Origin of the sequence: Gluconobacter kanchanaburiensis NBRC 103587 (assembly GCF_007988905.1) — a bacterium.
Taxonomy (GTDB): Bacteria; Pseudomonadota; Alphaproteobacteria; order Acetobacterales; family Acetobacteraceae; genus Gluconobacter; species Gluconobacter kanchanaburiensis.
This window is the reverse complement of record NZ_BJVA01000004.1, coordinates 1-22,084: the sequence shown is the minus strand read 5'-3', so window position 1 is coordinate 22,084 and position 22,084 is coordinate 1. Positions and strand designations below refer to the sequence as shown.

Annotated in this window: 21 protein-coding genes; 9 read left to right on the top strand and 12 right to left on the bottom strand. The window is 57.1% G+C overall.

All coding sequences use genetic code 11. The annotated features are described in order from the left end of the window. Nucleotides 1-8 precede the first annotated feature (8 nt). Nucleotides 9-734, bottom strand: coding sequence for a response regulator transcription factor (locus GKA01_RS04495; RefSeq protein WP_228119801.1), 726 nt, complete (start codon nucleotides 732-734; stop codon nucleotides 9-11). 291 nt (nucleotides 735-1,025) lie between these two features. Here GKA01_RS04495 and GKA01_RS04490 point away from each other — a divergent pair, with 291 nt between their 5' ends. Beyond that, nucleotides 1,026-1,340, top strand: a complete 315-nt coding sequence (locus GKA01_RS04490) for a hypothetical protein (protein ID WP_146859681.1) — start codon at nucleotides 1,026-1,028, stop codon at nucleotides 1,338-1,340. 230 nt (nucleotides 1,341-1,570) lie between these two features. On the opposite strand, the gene GKA01_RS04485 is transcribed toward GKA01_RS04490, so the two are convergent. The 4 genes from GKA01_RS04485 to fzlA all read right to left on the bottom strand — a co-directional run bounded on the left by GKA01_RS04485 (nucleotide 1,571) and on the right by fzlA (nucleotide 5,131). Next, the gene (locus GKA01_RS04485; RefSeq protein ID WP_146859679.1) at nucleotides 1,571-2,821 is read right to left on the bottom strand and encodes a DNA recombination protein RmuC; all 1,251 of its coding nucleotides are present in this window, start codon (nucleotides 2,819-2,821) and stop codon (nucleotides 1,571-1,573) included. A 46-nt stretch (nucleotides 2,822-2,867) separates the two neighbouring features. After that, nucleotides 2,868-3,113 carry a hypothetical protein gene (locus tag GKA01_RS04480; protein WP_146859677.1) on the bottom strand — a complete coding sequence of 82 codons (246 nt, stop codon included), beginning with the start codon at nucleotides 3,111-3,113 and terminating at the stop codon, nucleotides 2,868-2,870. 147 nt (nucleotides 3,114-3,260) lie between these two features. Further along, the gene (locus tag GKA01_RS04475) at nucleotides 3,261-4,436 is read right to left on the bottom strand and encodes a BaiN/RdsA family NAD(P)/FAD-dependent oxidoreductase (RefSeq protein ID WP_146859935.1); all 1,176 of its coding nucleotides are present in this window, start codon (nucleotides 4,434-4,436) and stop codon (nucleotides 3,261-3,263) included. A 26-nt stretch (nucleotides 4,437-4,462) separates the two neighbouring features. Further along, on the bottom strand, nucleotides 4,463-5,131 hold the full coding sequence (gene fzlA, locus GKA01_RS04470) for an FtsZ-binding protein FzlA (RefSeq protein ID WP_146859674.1): 669 nt from the start codon (nucleotides 5,129-5,131) through the stop codon (nucleotides 4,463-4,465). Between the two features lie 76 nt (nucleotides 5,132-5,207). Here fzlA and minC point away from each other — a divergent pair, with 76 nt between their 5' ends. From minC to GKA01_RS04450, 4 genes are all read left to right on the top strand, one after another. Then, entirely contained in the window at nucleotides 5,208-5,933 is a 726-nt protein-coding gene (minC, locus tag GKA01_RS04465; protein ID WP_146859672.1) for a septum site-determining protein MinC, read from the top strand. Between the two features lie 149 nt (nucleotides 5,934-6,082). Beyond that, nucleotides 6,083-6,895 (top strand): septum site-determining protein MinD, encoded by an 813-nt coding sequence (minD, locus tag GKA01_RS04460; protein WP_146859670.1) that lies wholly within the window; start codon nucleotides 6,083-6,085, stop codon nucleotides 6,893-6,895. A 4-nt stretch (nucleotides 6,896-6,899) separates the two neighbouring features. After that, entirely contained in the window at nucleotides 6,900-7,187 is a 288-nt protein-coding gene (gene minE / locus GKA01_RS04455; RefSeq protein ID WP_146859668.1) for a cell division topological specificity factor MinE, read from the top strand. A gap of 55 nt (nucleotides 7,188-7,242) precedes the next feature. Then, nucleotides 7,243-7,602: a YidB family protein gene (locus GKA01_RS04450; protein WP_146859666.1), complete on the top strand. Its 360-nt coding sequence runs from the start codon at nucleotides 7,243-7,245 to the stop codon at nucleotides 7,600-7,602. Nucleotides 7,603-7,700: 98 nt separating this feature from the next. On the opposite strand, the gene GKA01_RS04445 is transcribed toward GKA01_RS04450, so the two are convergent. From GKA01_RS04445 to GKA01_RS04420, 6 genes are all read right to left on the bottom strand, one after another. Further along, a complete protein-coding gene (locus GKA01_RS04445; protein WP_146859664.1) occupies nucleotides 7,701-8,921 on the bottom strand; it encodes an SMP-30/gluconolactonase/LRE family protein in 1,221 nt (406 codons plus the stop codon). 387 nt (nucleotides 8,922-9,308) lie between these two features. Further along, nucleotides 9,309-10,310, bottom strand: coding sequence for a DNA polymerase III subunit delta (holA, locus tag GKA01_RS04440; RefSeq protein WP_146859662.1), 1,002 nt, complete (start codon nucleotides 10,308-10,310; stop codon nucleotides 9,309-9,311). Between the two features lie 14 nt (nucleotides 10,311-10,324). Then, the gene (locus tag GKA01_RS04435; RefSeq protein WP_146859660.1) at nucleotides 10,325-10,996 is read right to left on the bottom strand and encodes a hypothetical protein; all 672 of its coding nucleotides are present in this window, start codon (nucleotides 10,994-10,996) and stop codon (nucleotides 10,325-10,327) included. Then, complete coding sequence (gene leuS, locus GKA01_RS04430) at nucleotides 10,996-13,593, bottom strand: leucine--tRNA ligase (protein WP_146859658.1); 2,598 nt, start codon at nucleotides 13,591-13,593, stop codon at nucleotides 10,996-10,998. Before leuS ends, GKA01_RS04435 begins: the two co-directional genes overlap by 1 nt. Nucleotides 13,594-13,600: 7 nt before the next feature. Beyond that, on the bottom strand, nucleotides 13,601-14,116 hold the full coding sequence (locus GKA01_RS04425) for a DUF3576 domain-containing protein (RefSeq protein WP_228119800.1): 516 nt from the start codon (nucleotides 14,114-14,116) through the stop codon (nucleotides 13,601-13,603). Between the two features lie 134 nt (nucleotides 14,117-14,250). Further along, nucleotides 14,251-16,353: an AfsR/SARP family transcriptional regulator gene (locus GKA01_RS04420; protein WP_146859656.1), complete on the bottom strand. Its 2,103-nt coding sequence runs from the start codon at nucleotides 16,351-16,353 to the stop codon at nucleotides 14,251-14,253. A 907-nt stretch (nucleotides 16,354-17,260) separates the two neighbouring features. Here GKA01_RS04420 and acs point away from each other — a divergent pair. After that, nucleotides 17,261-19,168 (top strand): acetate--CoA ligase, encoded by a 1,908-nt coding sequence (gene acs / locus GKA01_RS04415; protein WP_146859654.1) that lies wholly within the window; start codon nucleotides 17,261-17,263, stop codon nucleotides 19,166-19,168. Between the two features lie 11 nt (nucleotides 19,169-19,179). Here the strand turns inward: acs and GKA01_RS04410 are convergent, their stop codons facing one another. Continuing rightward, on the bottom strand, nucleotides 19,180-19,491 hold the full coding sequence (locus tag GKA01_RS04410; protein WP_146859652.1) for a hypothetical protein: 312 nt from the start codon (nucleotides 19,489-19,491) through the stop codon (nucleotides 19,180-19,182). Between the two features lie 162 nt (nucleotides 19,492-19,653). Here GKA01_RS04410 and GKA01_RS04405 point away from each other — a divergent pair, with 162 nt between their 5' ends. From GKA01_RS04405 to GKA01_RS04395, 3 genes are read left to right on the top strand one after another with little or no spacing between them, the layout of a single operon-like run. Continuing rightward, the gene (locus GKA01_RS04405) at nucleotides 19,654-20,634 is read left to right on the top strand and encodes an AEC family transporter (RefSeq protein WP_146859650.1); all 981 of its coding nucleotides are present in this window, start codon (nucleotides 19,654-19,656) and stop codon (nucleotides 20,632-20,634) included. Then, on the top strand, nucleotides 20,631-21,098 hold the full coding sequence (locus GKA01_RS04400) for a low molecular weight protein-tyrosine-phosphatase (protein ID WP_228119799.1): 468 nt from the start codon (nucleotides 20,631-20,633) through the stop codon (nucleotides 21,096-21,098). The genes GKA01_RS04405 and GKA01_RS04400 overlap by 4 nt, the downstream gene beginning before the upstream one ends. Nucleotides 21,099-21,136: 38 nt before the next feature. Continuing rightward, nucleotides 21,137-22,069, top strand: coding sequence for a 2-hydroxyacid dehydrogenase (locus GKA01_RS04395; RefSeq protein WP_146859646.1), 933 nt, complete (start codon nucleotides 21,137-21,139; stop codon nucleotides 22,067-22,069). Nucleotides 22,070-22,084 lie beyond the last annotated feature (15 nt).

The following is a 22,084-nucleotide window of genomic DNA, read 5'->3' as shown; positions in this document are numbered from 1 at the left end:
GCCGCAGGTCAGGTCGGGACACGCAGACTGAACCCCGCGCCGCGAATACTGTGAATCAGCGGAGGTTCCCCCGGCTGGTCAATCTTACGACGCAGCTTTCCGATGTGAACATCCACCAGATTCGTCTGCGGCACGAAACGATAGTTCCAAACATCTTCCAGAAGCATGGTCCGCGTCAGCACCGTATCCGGACGACGCATCATGTACTCCAGAAGCCGGAATTCACGCGGGAGCAGTTCGATTTCCTGACCACTCCGGAAGACCTTGCGATCAATCAGGTCCATTTCAAGCGGCCCAACGCGCAGTGTCGTCACCCGGCTGTCCGTTGGCCGCCGCAAGAGTGCCTCAAGCCGTGCCGCAAGCTCCTCCATGGCAAAAGGCTTAGTCAGATAGTCGTCGCCGCCGGCCTTGAGGCCACTGACCCGATCATCCACTGCCGACAGCGCAGAAAGCACCAGAACCGGAATGTTGATCCGCTGTGCGCGCACGCTTTCAATGACGGTCAGCCCGTCAAGTTCCGGAAGCATCCGGTCCACAATCATCAGATCGAACTGTCCGGTGCAGGCATGATCCAGTCCTTCGATCCCAGTCGAAGCCCGCGTGACCTCATAGCCACGGATCGTGAGCTCTTCCACGACCTCAGCGGCAATGCTGTCGTCATCCTCAATCAGGAGAACCCGTGGGGAGAGGATGGCACCACGCTCGGGTGCCGCATGTTCATGTCCGGACGTCATGGTCATAATCCTCACATGAGGCCGCACGGCCTGTCATCCAATTAAAATTGCTCTTAAGGCTAAAGCGTGCATGTCAAGGCGATTGGCCCACCTCAGTCTTCAAGCTACATCCAGAAAACATCCAATTCCTTATCAACCGGACGCGACCATCATTGCAATTGGTGACAGCATCAGCAAAGCACAGACCTTGCATCTCATTTTGAAAGCCTCGGCTGCAAAACCGATTATTCTCCATCCGGCAATCCAGTAGATTTTCTGGCCCCCCTTGCTGCCCGTCCTCCAACGAGCCAGATGGTTGTCATCTGTGCCCATGGGGATGAAACAGGCCTCGTTTTCGGTGAATTCTCACCTGAAGTTGATACGAGGCAACTGCTCGCTGGCAGCTTCCCGGCCAGACATCTGCGCCTCCCGCCAGACTGTATGAAAAGCCGCCTTGTCCTGATAACAGCCTGCGCAGCCGGAACCGCCTCGTTCGCAACGAGCTTCCTCAGTGCAGGTGCGGATGCTTTCCTCGCTCCTGCAGACTATCCGGACGGTGAGGACGTCGTCCTTTTCATCCACGCCCTTCTCCATCAACGCTTGAGCCAGAAAAAATTCATCGACTGAAATTTGGGAAAGACTCACCGCGGCTCGCCTCAATACAGGAGAGAGTCAAATCCGCGCAAATCCGTTCCAGCGTTCAATCCATAGGCATGCGAAAGGGGATTAGCTCCATCATGTCTTGGACAAAAACGGAGCCAGCACTCCAGACTTTCGCTCACATATCCGGGGAGGGAAAAAGCCTTTACACCCGATTTTCCTGAGCCAGATCTAAACCGACCGATCAATCTCAGGCGTCAACCCGAGCCTAGTTTGCCAGAGACATCTGAACCGGTCGCGCGCAGGGACTCTTCCATATCTTCGTTAGTCCCGTCCAAAGCACGCAGACGGCGTCCCAGGACCCGGGTTCGCTGCCTCGCCTCCTCAATCGTATTGCCCATCGTGCCCGCATTGCGATGAAGCTTTTCGAGAACCTGATCCATCCGCAACATTTCCTGCCGGGTTGCTCCCAGAAGTCCCGCAATAGCCTCCGTCCGCTCTTCAAGCGTCAGCGTAACGTACCCGAGATGCACCGTCCTCAGCATCGCAGGAAGGAGCGACGGCCCCATCACCATCACCCGATACAAACGCCCGATTTCATCAATCACGCCCGGCATCCGGGCAATTTCCGTATAGAGGCCATCAGTCGGCAGATAGAGCACTGCGAACTCCACCGTCACTGGCGGAAGAATGTATTTGGAAGCAATCTTCTTCGCTTCGAACCGAACGGCATTTTCCAGCTCTTTGCGCGCCTGACGCTCCGCGGTTGCATCCCCGGCTTCGAATGCGTTCAGCAGACGTTCATAAGCTTCGGTCGGAAACTTGCTGTCGATTGCAAGCCGGGGCGGAACGTCTGAACCCCGCACAGGCATTTTGACTGCAAACTCAACATTCTCTCCACCTGTCCCCAAACGAAAATTCGTCTCGTAGCTCCCTTCAGGAAGGATATCGTCCAGAATGCTCCGGCACTGGGCCTCCCCCCACCCCCCACGGGTCTTGACGTTGGAGAACAGCCGTTTGAGATCACCGATCTGTGCAGTGACACTCGTAACTTCACCCAGCGCCTTCTGCATGGCACTGAACTGCTCCACCACGCGCTGGAAGCTCGTTTGCATCTGCTTTTCCACAGCACCGTGAAGCTGTTCGTTCACGGTGGCGCGAATGCGCTCGATCTGCTCGTTCTGACTCTGCGCCATATCGCGCAATGCGTCGGACAACAGGAGTCGTCCTTCTGCCTGATCCTGTCCAAGGCTCCGGGCGAGAAGACTGAGACGCTCGCTTGTTTCCAGGCGGAACTGATCCAGCCGTCCCGAAAGAACACGCTCCACTTCTGAGAGATGCGCCCGATGATATTCCACATCCTGCGCCCGCTCCTGCGCTTCCCGCTCCAGCAATCGCTCAAAGCGTCCACCGCCGCCCCTCAGAACGCTTACGAGAGCAACAAGCAGCGCAACAGCGGCCACGATCCAGGGAAGAAACAGCGCCATTCCAGAAAAATTCTCCTGCATGGCGCTGTCCTATCCCGTCAGATCCTCCGGGCCAATGCCCTCCGGTCTATGGCTGATGAATATTGCCGTACGACGCCGCACCCAGTCCGGGACAGGAACACGGCGCTCCAAGAGGAACCTGCGTTGGCATCTTGCAGGTATAGATTCCCGCCTTGCAGGTGTAGCCGTATCCCGCAACCGGTGTTCCCGGAGCAACCGGACCCGACGCTGCCGTGCCAACACAGGCTCCGAGTCCCAGCAGGGACAGACCGGCGGCGGCACGAAGGGCGTGACGAATGAGGGAAGGAGACATTTGAGGGGGGTGTCCTTGTCGGCCAGTTGCACAATACGAATGTCCAGAACAGCGGAAACGATTTCCTGCCCTTCCGGTTGCCGCGTCATCGGATGCGAGAATGGCAATCCTGTGGCGGCCATTTCACAGGACGGACCATAAGAGCGGCTAACGATGCCCAGCCGCGGCTTTCCCGGCGGCAACCCCGCTCGCCCAGGCCCACTGGAAATTGTGGCCACCCAGCCAGCCCGTTACGTCCACGGCCTCACCAATCGCATAAAGCCCCGGAATATCCCGTGCTTCGAGAGTCTGCGACGACAGATCCCGCGTATCAATTCCACCCCGCATGACTTCAGCCTTGGCGTATCCTTCGGTGCCCGCGGGACGCAGCTGCCAGTTCGAGATCCGGTCGGCGAGCGCCCTGATGACACGGTCAGGCTGATTGGCCAGCATTGTATCCCCCAACCCGGCAGCAAGAACACGCGCGAGACGCTGAGGAAGCGCTTCCAGCAGACTTGGCGGGAGAGCCTTTGGGCGCTCCTTCTTGATTTTCAGAAAATTCTCCAGAGCATTTCGCCCAGGCAGGAGATCGATCTGGGCAGTCTCGCCTGCCTCCAGATAGGACGAAATCTGAAGAATGGCCGGTCCGGAGACACCACGATGGGTGAAGACCATCCCGTCCTCGAAACGCGGCCCCTTCTTTCCAACACGCGCCACGATTGGCAGCGATACGCCGGCCAGTTCCGGATCCGCGTCCGCCAGAACAAGCGGCACCAGCGCCGGCGCGGTCGGCACAAGACGCAGCCCGAACCGGCGGGCCAGACGCAGGGAAAGATCCGACGCTCCGAGCTTGGGAATGGACAGGCCACCCGTCGCAAGGATCACGGCCCCCGTGCGAATTTCCCCCCCGTCGGTCGAGACAATGAATCCATGTTCAGCCTGACGCACATCGAGAATACGCGTCTGCATCCTGATTTCGCAGCCCGCGGCCCGACATTCGGCGACCAGCATGCCCACGATCTGCCCGGCGGACCCGTCACAGAAGAGTTGTCCCCGGGCCTTCTCGTGCCATGCAATACCGTAGCGGTTCACCAGCCGAAGAAAATCCTGAGGCGTGTATCGTGCCAAAGCCGAACGAGCGAAATGCCGGTTCTGCGAAATGAAACAGTTCGGCCCAGTTTCAAGATGTGTAAAATTGCACCGGCCGCCACCGGAAATCAGGATTTTGCGCCCCGGCTCAGGCCCATGGTCCAGAATTAGCACCCGTGCGCCGTTCTGCCCCGCAGTCGCGGCCGCCATCAGCCCCGCCGCGCCGGCTCCGAGCACAATCACATCGGGGTTCATTGCGGCAGGGTTCACCATAGCACGCCTCAGAAATCCAGATTGGCGTAATGGGCAGGCGGCGTAATGCCGCTGACTTTATCAGACAGCACCCCCCTGAAACAGGGGCGAGATTTGACCCGGGCATACCAGTCCTTCGCGGCGGGAGCCTTGGACCAGTTGATATCCCCGATGAAGTCCAGCGCTGACAGATGAGCCGCGGCCGCGAAATCCGCCAGAGACAACGCAGGGCCCGCCAGCCAGGAGCGCGTTTCCGCAAGCCAGCCGATATAGTCGAGATGAAAACGCATATTCGCATACCCGGCCCGGAGCGCATTCCCGTCGGGATGGCCGCGGCCGAATTGACGCTTGTCGACTTTCTCGCCCAAAAGATTGCGGGTGACTTCCTGTGCGAACCGCGTGTCGAACCAGTCCACGAGGCGCCGTGTTTCGACACGATCGGAAAGGGTTCGTCCGAGAAGTGGCGTATCGGGATACGCTTCGTCCAGATATTCGCAGATGACACGGCCGCCGGGCACGGCCAGACCGTTTTCCTCAACCAGCACAGGCACTTCGCCTGCCGGATTGAGATGCAAGAACTCCTCGCGCTGCTCCCAGACCCGTTCGATAACCGGTTCGAAAGGAAGGCGCTTCTCGCTGAGAGCGAGCCGGACAAGACGGCATTGCGGAGAAAGTGGAAGGTGATGCAGGATACGCATTACCACTTTCTAAGTCAGCCGATATCCGCTCACAAGAGCCTCACCGACTGCCCGACACAGGTCCGACGATTTTCAGATGCCCGATCCCGTTTCCAACGCCCCGCCCGCTCCCATGCGTATCCGCGCACGAGGCCGCTCTTTCCTTGCGCTCGTCCTGTCGCCCGAGGCACCTCTTCCGCTGTGGCTGGAAGGGCTCGACTATCAGATCGCCCGTTCAGGCGGACTCTTTACCGGGAAACCGGTCATTCTTGATCTCGGCCTTCTAGCGGAAACCACTCCCGGGCTTGCAACGCTTATGGACGACATCCGCAGCCGTGGCGTGCGGATCATCGGGATTGAAGGTGGCAGCCGTCACTGGCCTGCCACAGCGCACTGGGACTGGCCCGAAACACTGGATGGTGGCCGCCCGGCCGGCGAGGTGGAAATCCCGGAAGATCCGTCCACCAGCGCGACAGGCCCGGTTTCCGGGGGCGGCACCCTGATCATCGACCAGACGGTGCGCTCCGGCCAAAGCATCCAGCACATGCAGGGGGATGTTATTATTCTGGGTTCGGTTTCCTCTGGAGCGGAAATCGTGGCCGCCGGCTCAATCCACGTCTATGGGACCCTGCGCGGACGGGCGATAGCAGGCGTGGGTGGCCAGGCCCAGAGCCGTATTTTCGCCAGCAGGATGCAGGCCGAACTTCTGGCGCTGGACGGGTACTACGCCGTAACAGAGGACATTGACCCGGCGCTTCTTGGTCAGGCCGCACAGGCCGCCCTCAATGAAGACAGGGTCAGGGTGACCTCGCTGCCAGCTTGAACCATAAACAGCGCTGTCTTCATTCGCCACGAAAGTACCCTTATTCCTAGGTTGCCGCAGGGGATAAAACTTTCATAGAATGCGAAATCGGTTACGGTATTCCGGCAAAGTCGGCCGCGGAACCGCAGAGACGTTATTTTGGAGTATTCATGGCCAAGGTTCTGGTTGTCACTTCCGGCAAGGGTGGCGTCGGCAAGACGACATCGACCGCCGCGCTCGGCGCCGCTCTCGCTCAGAGCGGACAGAATGTGGTAGTGGTTGATTTCGATGTCGGGCTGCGCAACCTCGACCTGGTCATGGGCGCCGAACGCAGGGTCGTCTTCGATCTCATCAACGTGGTTCAGGGCGATGCCCGTCTGTCACAGGCTCTGATCCGCGACAAGCGCTGCGAGACACTCTCCATCCTTCCCGCGTCCCAGACCCGCGACAAGGACGCGCTCACATCCGAAGGCGTAGCCCGCGTCATGGACGAGCTTCGTGAGAAGTTCGACTGGGTCATCTGCGATAGTCCGGCAGGTATTGAGCGTGGCGCGCAGCTCGCCATGTATCACGCCGATATGGCCGTGATCGTTACCAATCCCGAAGTCAGCTCCGTGCGTGACTCTGACCGCATCATCGGCCTGCTAGACAGCAAGACGCAGAAGGCCGAGCGCGGCGAAAAGGTGGACAAACACCTGCTGCTGACCCGCTACGATCCGGCCCGGGCGGCGCGCAAGGAAATGCTGAGCGTCGAAGACGTTCTCGAAATCCTTTCAATTCCCCTTCTTGGGATCGTTCCCGAGAGCGAGGACGTGCTGAAGTCTTCCAACGTTGGCGCGCCCGTCACTCTCGCCGCGCCTTCCAGCCTCCCTGCCCGCGCCTATTTCGAGGCCGCCAGACGGCTGAATGGCGAGAAACTTGATGTCTCGGTACCGACCGAGAAGCGTGGTTTCTTCGACTGGCTCTTTAAGAGGGACGCATGAATTCATGAGTTTTCTCGCTAACATCTTCGCCCGGCGTCAGCAGTCCAGCAGCGTTGCCAAGGACCGTCTTCAGATCCTGCTGGCCCATGAACGCAGCACAGGATCTGACACAGGAGAGTCCGACCTGATCCGGCAGCTTCACAAGGAAATCATGGAAGTGATTGCGCGCCATGTCGCTGTGGATCAGGACAAGGTCCAGATCAAGGTTGACCGTGGTAGCGGTTGTTCCATGCTCGAAATCGATGTCGAGGTCCCTCAGGAATTGAGTGGCAAACGCGTCTCGTCGTCCTGATAACACGATAACAACTGGCGGCAGGAGCCGTCTCTGACAGAACGGAGCATTACGGATGAGCGGCTTTCTCGGAAACCTCATGAACCAGGCTGTGGGTGCCATTGGCGGTCAGCTTGGTGAAAAGTTCAGTGGCAGCATCGGCGATTTCCTTAAAGGAGACGGGCTGAACATGCTCGTAAGCCAGGCGCAGAGTGCGGGCCTGGCGGATAAGATCCAGTCCTGGATCGGCCACGGCGAAAACCTGCCCATCACCACAGACGAGCTGCGCAGTCTTCTGACGGACCAGCAAATCCAGACCATCGTCGCCAAGACTGGCCTTCCCGCTGGAACGATCCTGCCTGCTCTGGCACAGCTTCTTCCCGCTGCCGTGGACAAGCACACCCCTGAAGGTGAGGCGCCCACAACCACAGTCTGACATCCGGGTCAGTCTTCAGAGCGAGTTTTCGAGACCGAAATCCAAAGCTTGCGAAAAGCGCCCAGGGAGAGATCCTTGGGCGCTTTTTTATTGCTCAATCAGGCTCCCTGCCCCGGACTTTTGCCCTGATCCGGATCATGAGGCAGCGCGTCATAGGGTTTGGGCTGCTCTATGGGGAAGCGGATCAGGAGATAGGGCGGAGCACGCCGATCAACACCTTCATTAAACGATGCCAGCCTGTTCCATTGACCGAACGTGCAATAGACATGATCCGCTGTCGCAAAAATTCCGTCCGGAGACAGGGCACGCGGATCCCGCAGCATCATGTGAAAAGAGCCATCCGGGTCCCGTCGCAGAATACAGTCGTGCTCGTAGTTCGTTGTGTAAAGCCTGCCGTGATCATCCAGAGCCAGGCCGTCCGCCACACCTTTTTCCCCTTCGTTCTGGATGGCAGGCCCCAGAACGGCATCATCGGACGCCGGATCCGCTAGCAGATCGACGGAAATACTGTAAAGCCGACGGCTGGTAAGGGGGGCGAAATACAGACGTTTTTCGTCTTTTGTCAGGGCAATACCATCCACGCCACCGGACACGAGTTGCGGGTGACCGGCGATGTAGCGACGGGGTTCCCCCTCGACGATAGCCATGAATCCCTCTTCAGGAAGAATGGCAGGATGCGTAGTCAGGACGCGTCGCGCCTGCTGAGTCGCAACATCAACAATCACCAGACCGGGGCTGTTCCCGAAAGACGAGTCCGTCACAAACACCGTACCCTGAGCACCATGTGACAGCGACACGCGCAGGTCATTCATGTGGCTATCATTCAAGAGCACAGGGGCTTTGAGAATGATTTTGTGAACCACACGGTTCGTCTGCGGATCGACACAGACAATCTTCGCCGCACCCGGCTGAAGAGGGTGCCCTGCCCTCTTTCCGTCATCAATCATCCAGAGCCTGCCCTGCCGGTCCATGGTCATTCCATGCACAGACACCAGACAATCCGTAGGGCGGGCGCCAGGCATACTCATGCTGACGGATGGATAGGGGACGACCTTTCCATCGATCAGCTCACCAAGAGTAGCCCCCTTGTGATCAATGGCATGCCGGGGGAAGCCTACGAATGTCCGTCCATTAGGCAACACCACAATCCCAGAAGGCCCCGGTCCGTCGAATTCTGCGACGATATCGAGAGCTCCGTAAGGGGCAGTCCCACGATCCACGTTTCCAGCAGCCTTTGCGGACGCCAGAGGCAGAGCGCTTGATACGGCCAGAGACACGGGAGCTGCTGAAGCGCTCCTCAGAAAAAGACGACGCTTCATGCTCATTCCACATTCTCCCGAAACATCTTTACAGGATACATGATTTTCATAACGCCCGATCCGGGCGTCCAAAGCCATGCACCATTACGAAATGTGATCGCCAAGCGCCGGTTTTTCAATTGAGCGAAACGAACACTCCGTTCGCAGGCTCAGGCTTAGCCTGGAATGCCGGTTCCACTGGTTGCTTCGAAAATCTGCCCCATCAGATGTCAGATAACGTCCGTCCGCGCTCGCAAGCTGAACATAAAGGGGGGGGACAATCTCGGCAGGCGCCCCGGACGCTGCAACGGAACTGTCGAGCCGAACCCTTGGGGGCTGACAGAGCACCGCTGACCTGTCGAAGACCACTGATTATTCACAAAACGGAAACACGCTCCGCTACGTTTCTCAGACCTTCCGAACTGTGCAGAGAGAGGCGATATGGCGCCTGCACAGGGCAAGATCAGGCGATGCACTCTGCTTGCAAGCAAGTTCGAAAGCCTGTGTTTCCCTGGCCGCGAGATCAAGAGCCCCTGGAGGCCAGCGGTCGAGCGCCTGCCCGAATGCAGCAGTACGTTTGAAAAAGACAGGCGGCTTCAGCATTTTCATGGCTTCCGCACGCCCGTGTCCCAGTCCTACCGCGTCCGCGACCTTCTGAAGTCGTACCAGAACGCCCAGTATCGTCCGGGCTACGGCGACGGGATTGGCGCCATCGGCCAGCGCCCGTTCCAGCGCCACATCCGCCACCATCCTGTTTCCGGACAATGCGGCGTAAGCAGCATCTTCGAGGGAGTTGCCCCCGGCATCGCCGACACAATCCTGCACGGCCTGAAGATCGAGACGACCGTTCGCTCCAGCATACAAAACCAGTTTTTCGATCTCACCCCGCACACCACTGCGGTCGGCGCCAAGGACACCCAGAAGCCAGGTCAGGGCATCCCGGTCGATCGACACCCCTTCCTTCGCCAAGGCATCCGTCACCGTCTGAGACAGGGCGCGACCTTCCTCAGGATAACAGGCAATCGAGGCCACATTTTTGTGCGTTTCCGCAAGCATCCGCAATTTGGAGCGCGCCGCAGCGCCAGGCGCCTCAATCACGACGAGCGTATCCGTATCGGTCTCCAACACACGCCTGAACAGAGGCGTCAGGCTGTCCTGTCCATCCCGAACCCACACGACACGACGCCCCCCTGTCAGGGAGAGCGCCGTTGCCTCTTCTTCCAGCCTGTCCTGCGTTTCACGATCCAGTTGCGCAATCTGGAAAGGGTCATCCAGAGTACCCGCCACAAGCCTGACCGCCTGCGCGGCACGCTCGCGAATAAGACCTGTATCCTCACCATGCAGAACGATGGCCCGCCATGACCCGGCCTCCGACAGACTGCGGGCAATATTCCGTGCGTCAATCTTCACGCGCGTCCCCGGCCTTACTGCGGAGTAGCGCTTGTGGTTCCACGGGACAGACGTCCCGTTGCGGAAGCCGGGAAACCATCCACGCCGGTTCTGTCAGTGGCCGCATTCCCATTATCGTCAGGCATACGATCCGTATTCAGATAACGGGGAAGCTCGTCGGGAGCAGCCTTTTCCGGCGTTGTATGACTGCGGAACCAGATGGCGACCTGCTGGGTCACGGTCTGTGCCAGCGTATCCGACACACGGGCCTGAAGAGTTTCGTCGTTCAGTGTCTGGGCAAAATACTGCTCGAAGCTGGTATTGAAGCCATCAAGCGTCGTCGCATCCCCCTGCGCCAGAAGACGCGGATTCTGTTCGACCGTAATCAGCACCCAGTGCGCGGAGGCCGTGCTTCGCGTACGACCCGACGTGTTATCCTGATGAATGTCGACTGCTTCCTCATTCATCCCGGAATAGACTTTCAGGATATATTTATGAGGATCTTCCGGTCCCGCACCCGCAAGGTTCTTCTGGAGAGCCAGCCGCAGCAGCTGACCATACCGGCCGGGAATATTGTCGACATAAATCTGGGCGAGTTCTCCCGACATGTCGGTTCTGGGTGTCAGCTTTCCGTAGAGGGGTGAGAAACCACACCCTCCCAGAAAGAGACAGCCTGCCAGGAAAAGCACGCCGCGGCGGTCTCTCATCAGCCAGCCACCACGAAATTGACAATCCGGTTCGGCACATGGATTTCCTTCACCACGCGCTTACCTTCCAGAAGACGTGCGACATTCGGCTCGTTTCTGGCGGCGGCAAGAACGTCTTCCCGTGCGGCATCAGGAGGAACCTCGATGGTTCCGCGAAGCTTGCCCAGGATCTGGACCCCGATTGTCACACTCTGAACCGCAAGCCACTTTTCTTCGACCGCAGGCCACGGCCGTTCCACGACCAGAGGCTTACCCGGTTCCAGAACTGCCATCATGTCTTCCGCGAGATGCGGCATCATCGGCGCGGTCAGCAGACACAGAACCTGTGCCGCCTCCCGGCGTGCAGCGGCCATGCCTTCTCCCTCGACACGCTCAGCCTCTGCGAGAGCAGACGTAAGTTCATGTAGACGCGCCACTGCGACGTTCGGCGTAAAGGCTTCCAGCGCCTCTTCTATAGCCGCGATGGTACGGTGCGTTACACGACGGAGATCATCCCCGGCAGCCCCGTGCGGACTGTCGGCGGCATCCCGCGCCGCGACGGAAGAGATGATCCGGTGCAACCTCTGTCCGAAGCGGGCAGCAGCAGCAACGCCAGCAGCCGTCCATTCCATGTCACGTTCGGGCGGACTGTCCGAGAGAACAAACCAGCGCGCCGTATCAGCGCCATAACGCTCGATAATGTCCACTGGTGAAACCGTGTTGCGCTTGGACTTGGACATTTTCTCCGAGCGTCCAACCTGAACCGGCGTTCCGGAATCACGCCGGACAACCTGCTCTCCACGACGCTCCACTTCTTCAGGATAAAGCCAGCCGCCCTCATCCCGATAGCTCTCGTGTGTCACCATGCCTTGAGTGAAAAGACCCGCAAACGGTTCGTCCACGTCCAGATGGCCGGTCTCATGCATCGCCCGCGTGAAGAAGCGAGCATAAAGCAAATGAAGAATCGCATGTTCGATCCCGCCGATATACTGGTCGACCGGAAGCCATCCGTTAGCCGCTGCCGGAACAGTCGGAGCATCGGCATGAGGGCTTGTAAAACGTGCGAAATACCAGGAACTGTCGACAAAAGTGTCGAACGTATCTGTTTCGCGCGTCGCGGGTTTACCACAGCTCGGACAGGCGACGTGCTTCCATGTCGGGTGATGGTCCAGCGGATTTCCCGGACGATCAAATGTGACATCTTCCGGCAGCACAACCGGAAGCTGATCGTCAGGCACCGCTACAGGCCCACAGTCAGAGCAATGGATTACCGGAATCGGGCAGCCCCAGTATCGCTGACGGGAAATGCCCCAGTCACGCAGGCGCCAGTTCACAACGCCTTTACCAGCTCCCAGTCCCTCAAGGCGCTCGATAACCTTTGTGCGGGCTGTGGCCGGATCCAGACCGTCCAGAAAACCCGAATTAAAAAGGGTCGCGTCGCCTGACACAGCCTTTTTACCGAGCACAAAGCTTCCTGCGTCCTGTCCGGAAGGCAGAAGAACCTGCGGAACGGGCAGATCGTATTTACGGGCAAAATCGAGATCGCGCTGATCACCGCACGGGCAGCCGAAAACAGCCCCCGTACCATAATCCATCAGAACGAAATTGGCGATCCAGATCGGTGCCGTTTTCTCCGGATCAAGCGGATTGGCAACACGCAGACCTGTATCGAAACCGCGTTTTTCAGCTGCCTCGATGACTTCCTCGGATGTCCCGAGACGTCGACATTCTTCAATGAAGGCTGCCGCGTCCGGATTGCCTGCCGCAACCTTGAGCGCCAGAGGATGCTCGGCTGAGATCCCGATGAAACTCAGACCAAAAAGCGTATCCGGACGTGTCGTGAAGACTTCCACACTGTCCAGATCCTCCTCATAACCGGCCGGAGGGTTGTGAAGGGCAAAACGCACGCGAGCGCCTTCGGACCGCCCGATCCAGCGCTCCTGCATTGTCCGAACGCGTTCGGGCCAGCGATCCAGTGTTCCGAGATCATCCAGCAGAGGCTGGGCAAACTTCGTGATCTTCAGGAACCACTGTGAAAGCTTCTTTTTTTCGATCAGGGCTCCCGAACGCCATCCCCGCCCTTCGACGACCTGTTCGTTCGCAAGCACAGTTTCATCGACCGGGTCCCAGTTCACCAGGGAATCACGTCGTTCGACCAACCCTGCTCCCATCATGTCGATGAAAAGCTTCTGCTGCTTTCCGTAATATTCCGGCAGACAGGTCGCAATTTCACGATCCCAGTCGAGCGAAAAGCCCAGCCGCTGCAACGTCGCCCGCATTGTGGCGATATTGTCCATCGTCCACGCCCCGGGATGCACATTCCGCTCACGAGCGGCATTTTCAGCCGGAAGTCCAAACGCGTCCCAGCCCATGGGGTGCATGACGGCGAAACCCCGGGCCCGCTTGTAGCGCGCGACGACATCTCCGAGCGTATAATTACGGACATGCCCGACATGAAGCTGCCCCGATGGATAAGGGAACATCTCCAGAACATAATATTTGGGACGATCAGCGGGAGGAACATCCGGCACAGAGAAACTGTTCCGGCGTGCCCATTCGTTTTGCCAGTAAGGTTCGCGATGCCTGAAATCGAAAGCGGGGACTGGAGTGTCGGTCATGTTTATCTCAGTTGTCCCGCTCACCGTTTTCGGCACGCAACTGACGAGCACGCGTCAGGATACGGGTTGTAATGTCGGATGTCGTTGTGGCGGAAACGGGCGTGTCTTCCCACTGTCCATCCTGCAGCACCTGCCGGAAGACTGAAACCCGGAGCGCATCGGAGCGAAGGCGTCGATCAAGGACGTAAGCCGCAATCTTGAAGCGTTCGTTCTGACTCGCCGATGGCTGATACCAGTCCGTCAGGATCACACCACCGACGGCATCCGCAGAAGCAAGAGGCATAAAGGACAGGGTATCGATCGCGCCACGCCAGAGATAGGCGTTGACCCCTCCCCGAAGCTCATCTGCGCCACCTTCTGCGCCACGATCAACACCCAGAAGATGATTGCGGGGCGCCGTCAGCGTGCTGGGGTCACGTCCTCCACCACAGGCAGCAAGCGCACCAAGCGTCAGAAGACCAAGAACTATACGAGCGGATCGAGGATGGGGACGATGAACAGTCAACTGGGTGCGAGACATCATGTGTGGTCCTGCGGGCCGCGCCAGGGCCGGTCACAAGCAAGGATACAGACTGGCGAGGTCTGTAACCGGCAACTTCCGTTTGACTGTTCATATCGCGCTGGCGTCACAAGGCCAAGCACCTGCGCAAGATGTTCCTAGCTGACAGGCAATCCGGCCTTCTGAAGAGCGTCAGCCAGGGTCTCGCGACGGGACTGTGACACAAAAGAAAAACGCGACATGATTTTCGCTACTGTCAGGTCAGGAGCCAGTCGCATCAGATGTCGACGGACCCGCGCTGCCTCTTCCGGGAAATCCCCGAGTTCTACGAGCGCCACGAGGTAATAGACCAAGACACTTGGGCAGGCCGGGAAAATACCACAGAACAGTCGGCCCATCGCAATCACTTCCTGATAGTCGTCCCCGATCAGCAGGACCATCATGAATACAGGCCTCAGCAGTTCCAGAAACTGGGAACGGCAGGTATTTTCCGTAAGAACCCTGACGGTTTTCGCTGCCGATCTCGGGTTTCCTTCCAGCAGATCCAGAACGATCCGGACCAGAAGATAATCCGGTGAATCCCTGTGATTGCGATCGTTTTTCAGGATTCCCGCTTCGGCGGCACGAGCGACAGAGAGCGCGGTAGTGTGGCGAGCCGGATCATGCATAAGATAGGTGGCAAGAAGCACTTCAACGGCGTGCAGATCCGGCAGCAGGGAAATAGCGTCCCGGACTTTTTTCAGCCCCCGCTCAAGGATGGCATCAGCATCCTCACTCCAGTCATTCAGATACCAGATATAACAATAGAGCGCATCAATAAGTGCGATTGCACCGTCATCGGCATCAAGGTTGAAGGCACCTTCAAGCAGCCCCCCTACCCTTTCAAAAAAAGATACGTCATGACGCAGAAGAAGCATGAATGCCCTGAGCCCCATGCCCAAGGCCGAAAGCTCCGCGTCAGGACGTCCGGTAATACGCCGCGCCTCGGCAACAAAGAGGTTCCATTGCATCGCCTGCGCTGGGGTCAGCAGGCTGCTTTCCGCCGTTTCAGGACCCGCTCCGGGAAAGTCGTAATGTGTGCCCCAGACAATAACACCATGACGCCGGGCATCCAACACACGTAGGATCAGACGGTTATTCGCGTGGTCCGGACTGCGCCGCAGCATGCCGGATATGATGTAATCCGCTCCCATCCCCCGACAAACAGCGGAAGCCTGTACGGGATCCGGCAGCGGGACGACCGGGGCAGCCAGAATATCAAAGGTTCCCATGTGGACGAAGATGAGTTCGAGGTGATCGCGAACCGCCTGCCCGTGATCCATCAACGTTTCATCCGCACAAAGAGGCGGAAGAAAAACCAAAGCGATTCTTCTTGGCTCCGCGGCGGAACCCTCCATGGTCGTATAATGGAGAGGCAGTGCGAGCATGGGATCCGGCCGTCCCGCAAAACCTAATGACGCATCTCCTGCAGAAGATGTTGACGCCCCCGGAAAGTCGCGGTGCGCCTCAGTACCTCCCTGTTCCATGGAAATACCCGCAATCAACGATTGCGTTGCAGGCGCCATGGAATGTCCATCGAACGTGTTAAAAAGCTGTGTCAGCTGTTCTGCCAGCCCTGCGGCGCGCGTATGGTCACCTCGATGGAGCGCCGTCTGGATTTTTGCACGCCAGGCCGTTTCATTGAGGTTATCGAATTTCAACAGACGTTCCGCCACCTCGTCGACCTGATCAGGATCTGTCAGCTCCAGGACAGCATTCTCGTAGACATTCCGAAGATGGACGCAAAGCCGCTCCCTTTGCTGAAAAAGCCAGTCATCCAACGCCGGATCCACACCCGCGAGTTCACCAAGAAGAGGCTCTTCGAGCACGGTAATGCCGTCGATCGTCCGCGAGCTGGCAGTCAGCAGTCTCTCCGCATCTACCGAGGTGAGCGCCGGCTTCAGCGTAAGAGAGTGCCGCTGAACGTCAATGACATCCACACCCAGTGGGCTCAAGGCGTCCAGAAGTCTGTGAATTTCCTGCCTAAGGGAAGCACGGGCCATTTCTTCCGGACGCTGGCTCCACAGCAGCTCAGCGAGCCGCGACCGCAGAACCGGCTTCCGGTCAGACAGTGCAAGAACAGCAAGGAGAGCCCGTGTCTTACCGCCAACCGGAAGAACGCTCTCTCCAGTAAGCGTTTTTGCCTCCATCTGCCCAATCAGTTTCAAACGCAGAAGCGTAGGATCAGTCTCGCGGACGTGACTGGATGAAGAATCAGTCATCTTGGTCACTTCCACCATCAGCCCCAGCTCAGAGAGGGTATGAGGCGTTCGCGCCTTTTGGCGGTTTGGTCGTCAACAGTGCAGATCATGGCAATTCTCAACCCGGTCAAACCTGCAAAACCCCCTACATGAGAGGTATTGTGTAGGATATCCGGACGCAAACGCGATCGATCCTACTCAGGATTTGGTGCTACCAGAAAACAGAACACCTTTTTGATGGAAAAAAGGCGCCTTGCAAGGCCGTAACGATGCCCCTGACACTTAACGTATCCAAAAAACGTTGAAAGAGCCGAAACACCCTGCCCTGATTTCCCTGTAAGCAGCCCCTCCCAGAACGCTCAGGACACTGAAACAGTGCATCAAGGTTGCGGAAATATTCAAGCAGAGATAAGAAGTAGCGGTTCGTCCGCGTAGCTCAGCAGGATAGAGCACAGGATTCCTAAGGTATGAATTGGGCGCCATGTCCGGAAACTGCATGGTGGATTCGCTCAAATTCGGGGAACGCTCTGATCGTCTTGATCGTGCCAATCCCGAGCCAAGCTCTCCGGTTCGCCGGAAAGAAGGTGTAGAGACTGTACGGGCGACACCTTGGTCCCGTTTGTGACCGTGGTGAAGAGACAGTCCAGACCACGAACACGCTTGATAGCGTGGCGGTGAAAACCGAAGTGGTAAGAATCCTGGGGCCGGAGGTTCGAATCCTCTCGCGGACACCATACGAACAAAAAAAGCCCTACCTACCCTGACAGTTTTACTGAACGACAGGCATCTGCGGCCGGAGACACATCCGGACGATTTTCTTTGATATGCTCCTGGATTTGAAATTCTCTCTGTTTACGGGCCCGTAAGCCCAATATAACAGCACGCTCGCTTCATGGCGTTTGTTTTCTGTGCGTAAGGTTTCAGGTCCATGTCTCTTTCCTCTCACCCTCACACATTTCGTCTATCACCGGCGGATTACAACGCCCTGACAACAAATGCCGCAGCCCAACCGGAGCTCTACTGGGAACGTGAAGGCAGACGCCTGACGTGGACTGCCGAACCAAGCGCGGCATATTGTAAAGAAAAGGGGTGGTTCGCGGATGGCGCTCTCAATGCGAGCGTCAACTGCCTGGACCGGCATCTTGAGAAACGCGGAAATCAGAATGCCCTGATCTGGCAGGCCGAAGATACAGGTAACGTTCTCCGCCTTACCTATAAGGCGCTTCACGAACGCGTCTGTCGTATGGCGAATGTGCTGCGCAGCCTTGGGGTGAAAATAGGCGACCGAGTCGCCATCCATCTTCCTTCCGTCCCCGAAGGCCCCATCGCAATGCTCGCCTGCGCGCGCATTGGCGCCATTCACGTCGTTCTGTTCGGAGGGTTCTCCCCAGAAGCCATTGCCGATAGATTGGCAGATAGCGGCGCAGTTGTTGCCGTTACGGCAAACGTGGGACGTCGGGGCGCCAAACGCATTCCATTCAAAACAACCCTCGATGCTGCCCTTGCCCTTCATCCTGATGCACACTCCATCCGCCATGTTCTGGTGGTGAGCGTCACGGAAGATGACGTGAGCATGGACGCAGGACGTGACCAGTGGCTTTCACCACTTCTGGACGCGGCGTCGTCTGACTGTACGCCGCAGCACATGCCGTCCTGTGCTCCACTCTTTCTGCTTTATACGTCGGGCAGCACAGGCAAGCCGAAGGGAATTGTTCATGGCACAGGGGGCTATCTGGTCTGGGCGTCCTATACTCATGACCTGGTTTTCGACCATCAGGACGGTGATATTTTCTGGTGCACAGCCGATATCGGCTGGATCACCGGTCATACGTATGGCGTTTACGGGCCACTACTGAATGGCGGGACCGTGCTGCTGTTCGAAGGCATGCCGTCCCATCCCAGCCCCGGACGCTGGTGGAACGTTATCCAAGACCATAAAGTCACGACGTTCTATACATCCCCTACTGCCATCCGCGCACTCATGCGCGAGGGCGATGACGTTGTACAACGTTACGATCTGTCGTCTCTTCGGGTTCTTGGAACAGTAGGCGAGCCTATCAGTCAGGAAGCCTGGTCGTGGTTTAACAACCATGTCGGAGGCGGACGGTGCGCTTTTGTGGACACCTGGTGGCAGACAGAAAGCGGCGGGATCATGATTTCTCCAGTGCCTGGCGCTGTCACGGAAAAACCGGCATCGGCTACACTTCCCCTTCCCGGCATCCATCCTGTTCTGCTTGACGAACAGGGGGTTCCAAAGGCGGGCGCGACTGAAGGTGTGCTGTGTCTGCGCGGGTCCTGGCCCGGACGGGCAATCTCCATCTGGAAAGACGCAACCCTCTTCGAACGCACCTATCTACAACCTTACCCCGGCTTTTACTTTACTGGCGACGGCGCCCGACGGGACGAAGACGGCTATTACTGGATCACGGGACGTGTAGATGACGTCATCAATGTCTCGGGACACCGTATCGGCTCGGCAGAAATCGAAGACGCTCTGGCCACAGAACCTACCATTGCAGAAAGCGCAGCAATCGGTGTTCCTCACGACCTGAAGGGCCAAGGGATCGTCGTCTATGTCGTTCCGCGCGCCGAAGCGCCAGAAGATCTTCATATAAGGGCAGTGAAAGCCATTACCTCAAAGGTAGGGCGTTACGCGGCACCAGAGCATATTCATATCGTACCGGATCTTCCCAAAACACGTTCTGGCAAGAATGTCCGACGCCTTCTCCGCAAGATCGCCTGTGGTGAGACCGAGGGCTTTGGAGACCTGTCTACGCTCGCCAACCCGGAAATCGTTGTGGCTCTGGTTGAGCTTGTCCAGTCCACAAAGAGCTGACATCTCACGTCTCAGATGTCGGTCGTTCCGGCCGGCGTCTGAACAGGAATAAGGGCGCCGCTCAGAAACCCGAAAACAACGTGCAGAAAATACACGCAAAAAGCCGCGACCAGCAGGACTGCGAACAGTCGGCCAAAAAGCCTGAACGCCGCCACGATCAGGCCGCCCAGGAGCAGAAACAGCAGAACGGTCTGTGAGGTTCCCTGGATCCCCAGCCCGGACAGCACGCTTCGTGCCATCACTTCAATGATGGCCACGCCTGCGACCACCACACCCAACAGCCCCAGAATCAGACCCCACAATGTATCGAGTATGGATTGCATGACGTGATCTGACACCGATCGAAAGAGGACAATATCACTCCACAAAGCCATTCTCTAGGCCCGCGGTCAACTGTCATCTGTCTCAGGGATAGACGAATGTCAGACCGACCATTACGAAAGATGATCCTTTCCTGACCGGATTTTTCTTCTGATGGATCATCTATGACGAACTCGCCTGCCCTGCTGCTGACGATCGTTCAGTCCATTCTCCCGATTCTTGTCACACTCGGGCTGGGATATTTTGCGGCATTTCGAAAGGATTTTGACGCTCAGCAGGCGGGCGTCCTCACGCGTCTGGTCATGTTGTATGCTCTCCCTCTAGAGTTGCTTGCCTCCATCCTCAGCACTCCGAGAAATGAAGTCCTCGCAGCAGGACCAGTCGCAGCGCTGATTCTTCTGGCCATGATCGGCGGCTACGGAATTATCTTCACCATTTTGCGAGCTCTGCTTGGGCGGCGCTTGGGCGAGGCCGCCCTGATTGCAATGACGATCACCGGTCCATCAGTTCCGTTTATCGGCATTCCAGTGCTGGGTCAGATTTTCGGTCCAGCCAGCTCAGTGCCAATTTCCATCGCGTCCCTTGCCATGAATCTGGTGCAGTTACCCATTACTCTCATTCTGATGGGACATGACCGTGGAACACGCCACCGTCTTGAAACGGCCGGAAGCTCTCGCAATGAATTTCGGGAGCTCTGCGGCCACCTGATGCACTCATGCCGTGAGCCCGTCGTGTGGGTTCCAATGATGGCTCTCATCCTCGTCAGCATCGGAGCGTCACTGCCACAGTTTCTGAAAGGCTCCCTTCTTCTTCTTGGAAGAACCACGGGCGGTGCAGCACTTTTCGCCTCAGGCGTCGTGTTGTTCACCCGTCAAGTGAAATTCAGCCCCCTCGTCGGCGTCGTCGTCACCATCAGGAACCTCGTGATTCCAAGCATCGTGTACGTCATAGCCAGAATATGGCACCTTCCGATGCCCGCGCTACAAGAAAGCGTGCTGACAATGGCTATTCCCAGCGCCTCCATCAACGTAATCCTCGCTATGAGATATCATGTGCTTGAACGTGAAATTGCATCCGTTCTGTTTTTCGGAACGTTAAGCTCAATTGTCACTATGGCATTCTTCATATGGCTGACAGGCGCATGACCAGTTTCCTTTTCGTATGCACAGGCAATATCTGCCGCTCTCCTCTCGCTGAACTGGCCATGCGGCGGGAAGCTGATAATCGCGGTCTCACCCTCGATATAGATTCTGCTGGTACCGGACACTGGAATCTTGGAGAAGCACCAGATCCGCGTGCACAAGCAGTCGCAGCCCAACAAGGTCTTGATGCTACAAGCCACCGCGCCAGACTTGTCACAAAAGACGACTTTTTCCGGTTTGATCACATTATCGCGCTGGACCACTCGCATCTGATAGCTCTCAAACAAATGCAGCCTAAAAACGCAAGAGCCCAAGTTTCCCTGATGCTGGATCATGTTTCTACCCGAGCAGGCCAGGATGTGATTGATCCCTATTACGGAACAGACGAAGGTTTCCTCACAACGTGGGCAGATGTGGAAGCCGGCTGCAAGGCACTGGCACAAAGCGTGTTAGGCCCGCGGCCTTAATTCATTTTTTTTGCACAAAAATCAAAAAGGAAAGTTCGATGTCATCATATCCCGATATTCTGGCAATTGATCCCATGCCTGACGTGATGCGTGAAAGACTTGAGAAAATTTTTACAATCCATCCATTTACTTCGCTTGAAAATCTAAAGGCCATCTCAACCCGCATACGCGGAGTTACAACAGGTGGCGGATCAGGCGTATCAACAGAAATTATGGATATGCTTCCCAATCTCGAGGTAATTTCCGTCAATGGTGTCGGTACGGACCGCATTGACCTGAATGAAGCCAGCCGACGCAATATCCGCGTTGCCACGACCCAGAATACTTTGACTGACGATGTGGCAGATATGGCAATCGTGCTCATGATGACTGTCATGCGAGGAATTATCACAAATGATCAATTCGTACGTGCAGGCAAATGGCCCAGTGCTCCACTCCCGATGGGTCATAGTCTCACGGGAAAACGTGTTGGAATAGCTGGCTTTGGACATATTGGACAAGCGATTGCCAAACGTGTTTCAGCTTTCAATATGGAAGTTGCTTATTTCAATTCCCGTGCTCGCCCGGAAAGCAGATATAGATACGAACCTGATCTGAAAGCACTTGCCGGGTGGTGTGATGTCCTCATTCTCGCCGTTTCAGGTGGGCCTCGGTCAACCAATATGGTTAACGCTGAAATCCTTGATGCACTCGGCAAGAACGGCGTACTGGTCAACATTGCTCGTGGCACTGTAGTAGACGAAACTGCCTTAATTAAATATTTACGTCAAAATGAGATTGCCGGCGCGGGTCTGGATGTCTTTCAAAACGAACCTCAGATTAATCATGATTTTTTTTCTCTTTCCAATGTTGTTCTGCAAGCGCATCAAGCATCTGCCACCATTGAAACCAGAGCCGCCATGGCAAATCTTGTAGCGGATAATATCATTACTTATTTCAATGAAGGAAAAGTCTTAACACCAGTCAACTAGGCTCAGGGTTCATCG

Bases quoted from the DNA above. Each gene is read 5' to 3' on its own strand.
- GKA01_RS04490 (WP_146859681.1), top strand. From the start codon at position 1,026: ATGGTTGTCATCTGTGCCCATGGGGATGAAACAGGCCTCGTTTTCGGT.
- GKA01_RS04405 (WP_146859650.1), top strand. From the start codon at position 19,654: ATGACGAACTCGCCTGCCCTGCTGCTGACGATCGTTCAGTCCATTCTC.
- GKA01_RS04480 (WP_146859677.1), bottom strand. From the start codon at position 3,113: ATGTCTCCTTCCCTCATTCGTCACGCCCTTCGTGCCGCCGCCGGTCTG.
- acs (WP_146859654.1), top strand. From the start codon at position 17,261: ATGTCTCTTTCCTCTCACCCTCACACATTTCGTCTATCACCGGCGGAT.
- fzlA (WP_146859674.1), bottom strand. From the start codon at position 5,131: ATGCGTATCCTGCATCACCTTCCACTTTCTCCGCAATGCCGTCTTGTC.
- GKA01_RS04420 (WP_146859656.1), bottom strand. From the start codon at position 16,353: ATGACTGATTCTTCATCCAGTCACGTCCGCGAGACTGATCCTACGCTT.
- GKA01_RS04495 (WP_228119801.1), bottom strand. From the start codon at position 734: ATGACGTCCGGACATGAACATGCGGCACCCGAGCGTGGTGCCATCCTC.
- GKA01_RS04400 (WP_228119799.1), top strand. From the start codon at position 20,631: ATGACCAGTTTCCTTTTCGTATGCACAGGCAATATCTGCCGCTCTCCT.
- GKA01_RS04425 (WP_228119800.1), bottom strand. From the start codon at position 14,116: ATGATGTCTCGCACCCAGTTGACTGTTCATCGTCCCCATCCTCGATCC.
- GKA01_RS04395 (WP_146859646.1), top strand. From the start codon at position 21,137: ATGTCATCATATCCCGATATTCTGGCAATTGATCCCATGCCTGACGTG.
- GKA01_RS04410 (WP_146859652.1), bottom strand. From the start codon at position 19,491: ATGCAATCCATACTCGATACATTGTGGGGTCTGATTCTGGGGCTGTTG.
- leuS (WP_146859658.1), bottom strand. From the start codon at position 13,593: ATGACCGACACTCCAGTCCCCGCTTTCGATTTCAGGCATCGCGAACCT.
- minE (WP_146859668.1), top strand. From the start codon at position 6,900: ATGAGTTTTCTCGCTAACATCTTCGCCCGGCGTCAGCAGTCCAGCAGC.
- GKA01_RS04445 (WP_146859664.1), bottom strand. From the start codon at position 8,921: ATGAAGCGTCGTCTTTTTCTGAGGAGCGCTTCAGCAGCTCCCGTGTCT.
- GKA01_RS04475 (WP_146859935.1), bottom strand. From the start codon at position 4,436: ATGAACCCCGATGTGATTGTGCTCGGAGCCGGCGCGGCGGGGCTGATG.
- GKA01_RS04485 (WP_146859679.1), bottom strand. From the start codon at position 2,821: ATGCAGGAGAATTTTTCTGGAATGGCGCTGTTTCTTCCCTGGATCGTG.
- GKA01_RS04450 (WP_146859666.1), top strand. From the start codon at position 7,243: ATGAGCGGCTTTCTCGGAAACCTCATGAACCAGGCTGTGGGTGCCATT.
- GKA01_RS04435 (WP_146859660.1), bottom strand. From the start codon at position 10,996: ATGAGAGACCGCCGCGGCGTGCTTTTCCTGGCAGGCTGTCTCTTTCTG.
- minD (WP_146859670.1), top strand. From the start codon at position 6,083: ATGGCCAAGGTTCTGGTTGTCACTTCCGGCAAGGGTGGCGTCGGCAAG.
- minC (WP_146859672.1), top strand. From the start codon at position 5,208: ATGCCCGATCCCGTTTCCAACGCCCCGCCCGCTCCCATGCGTATCCGC.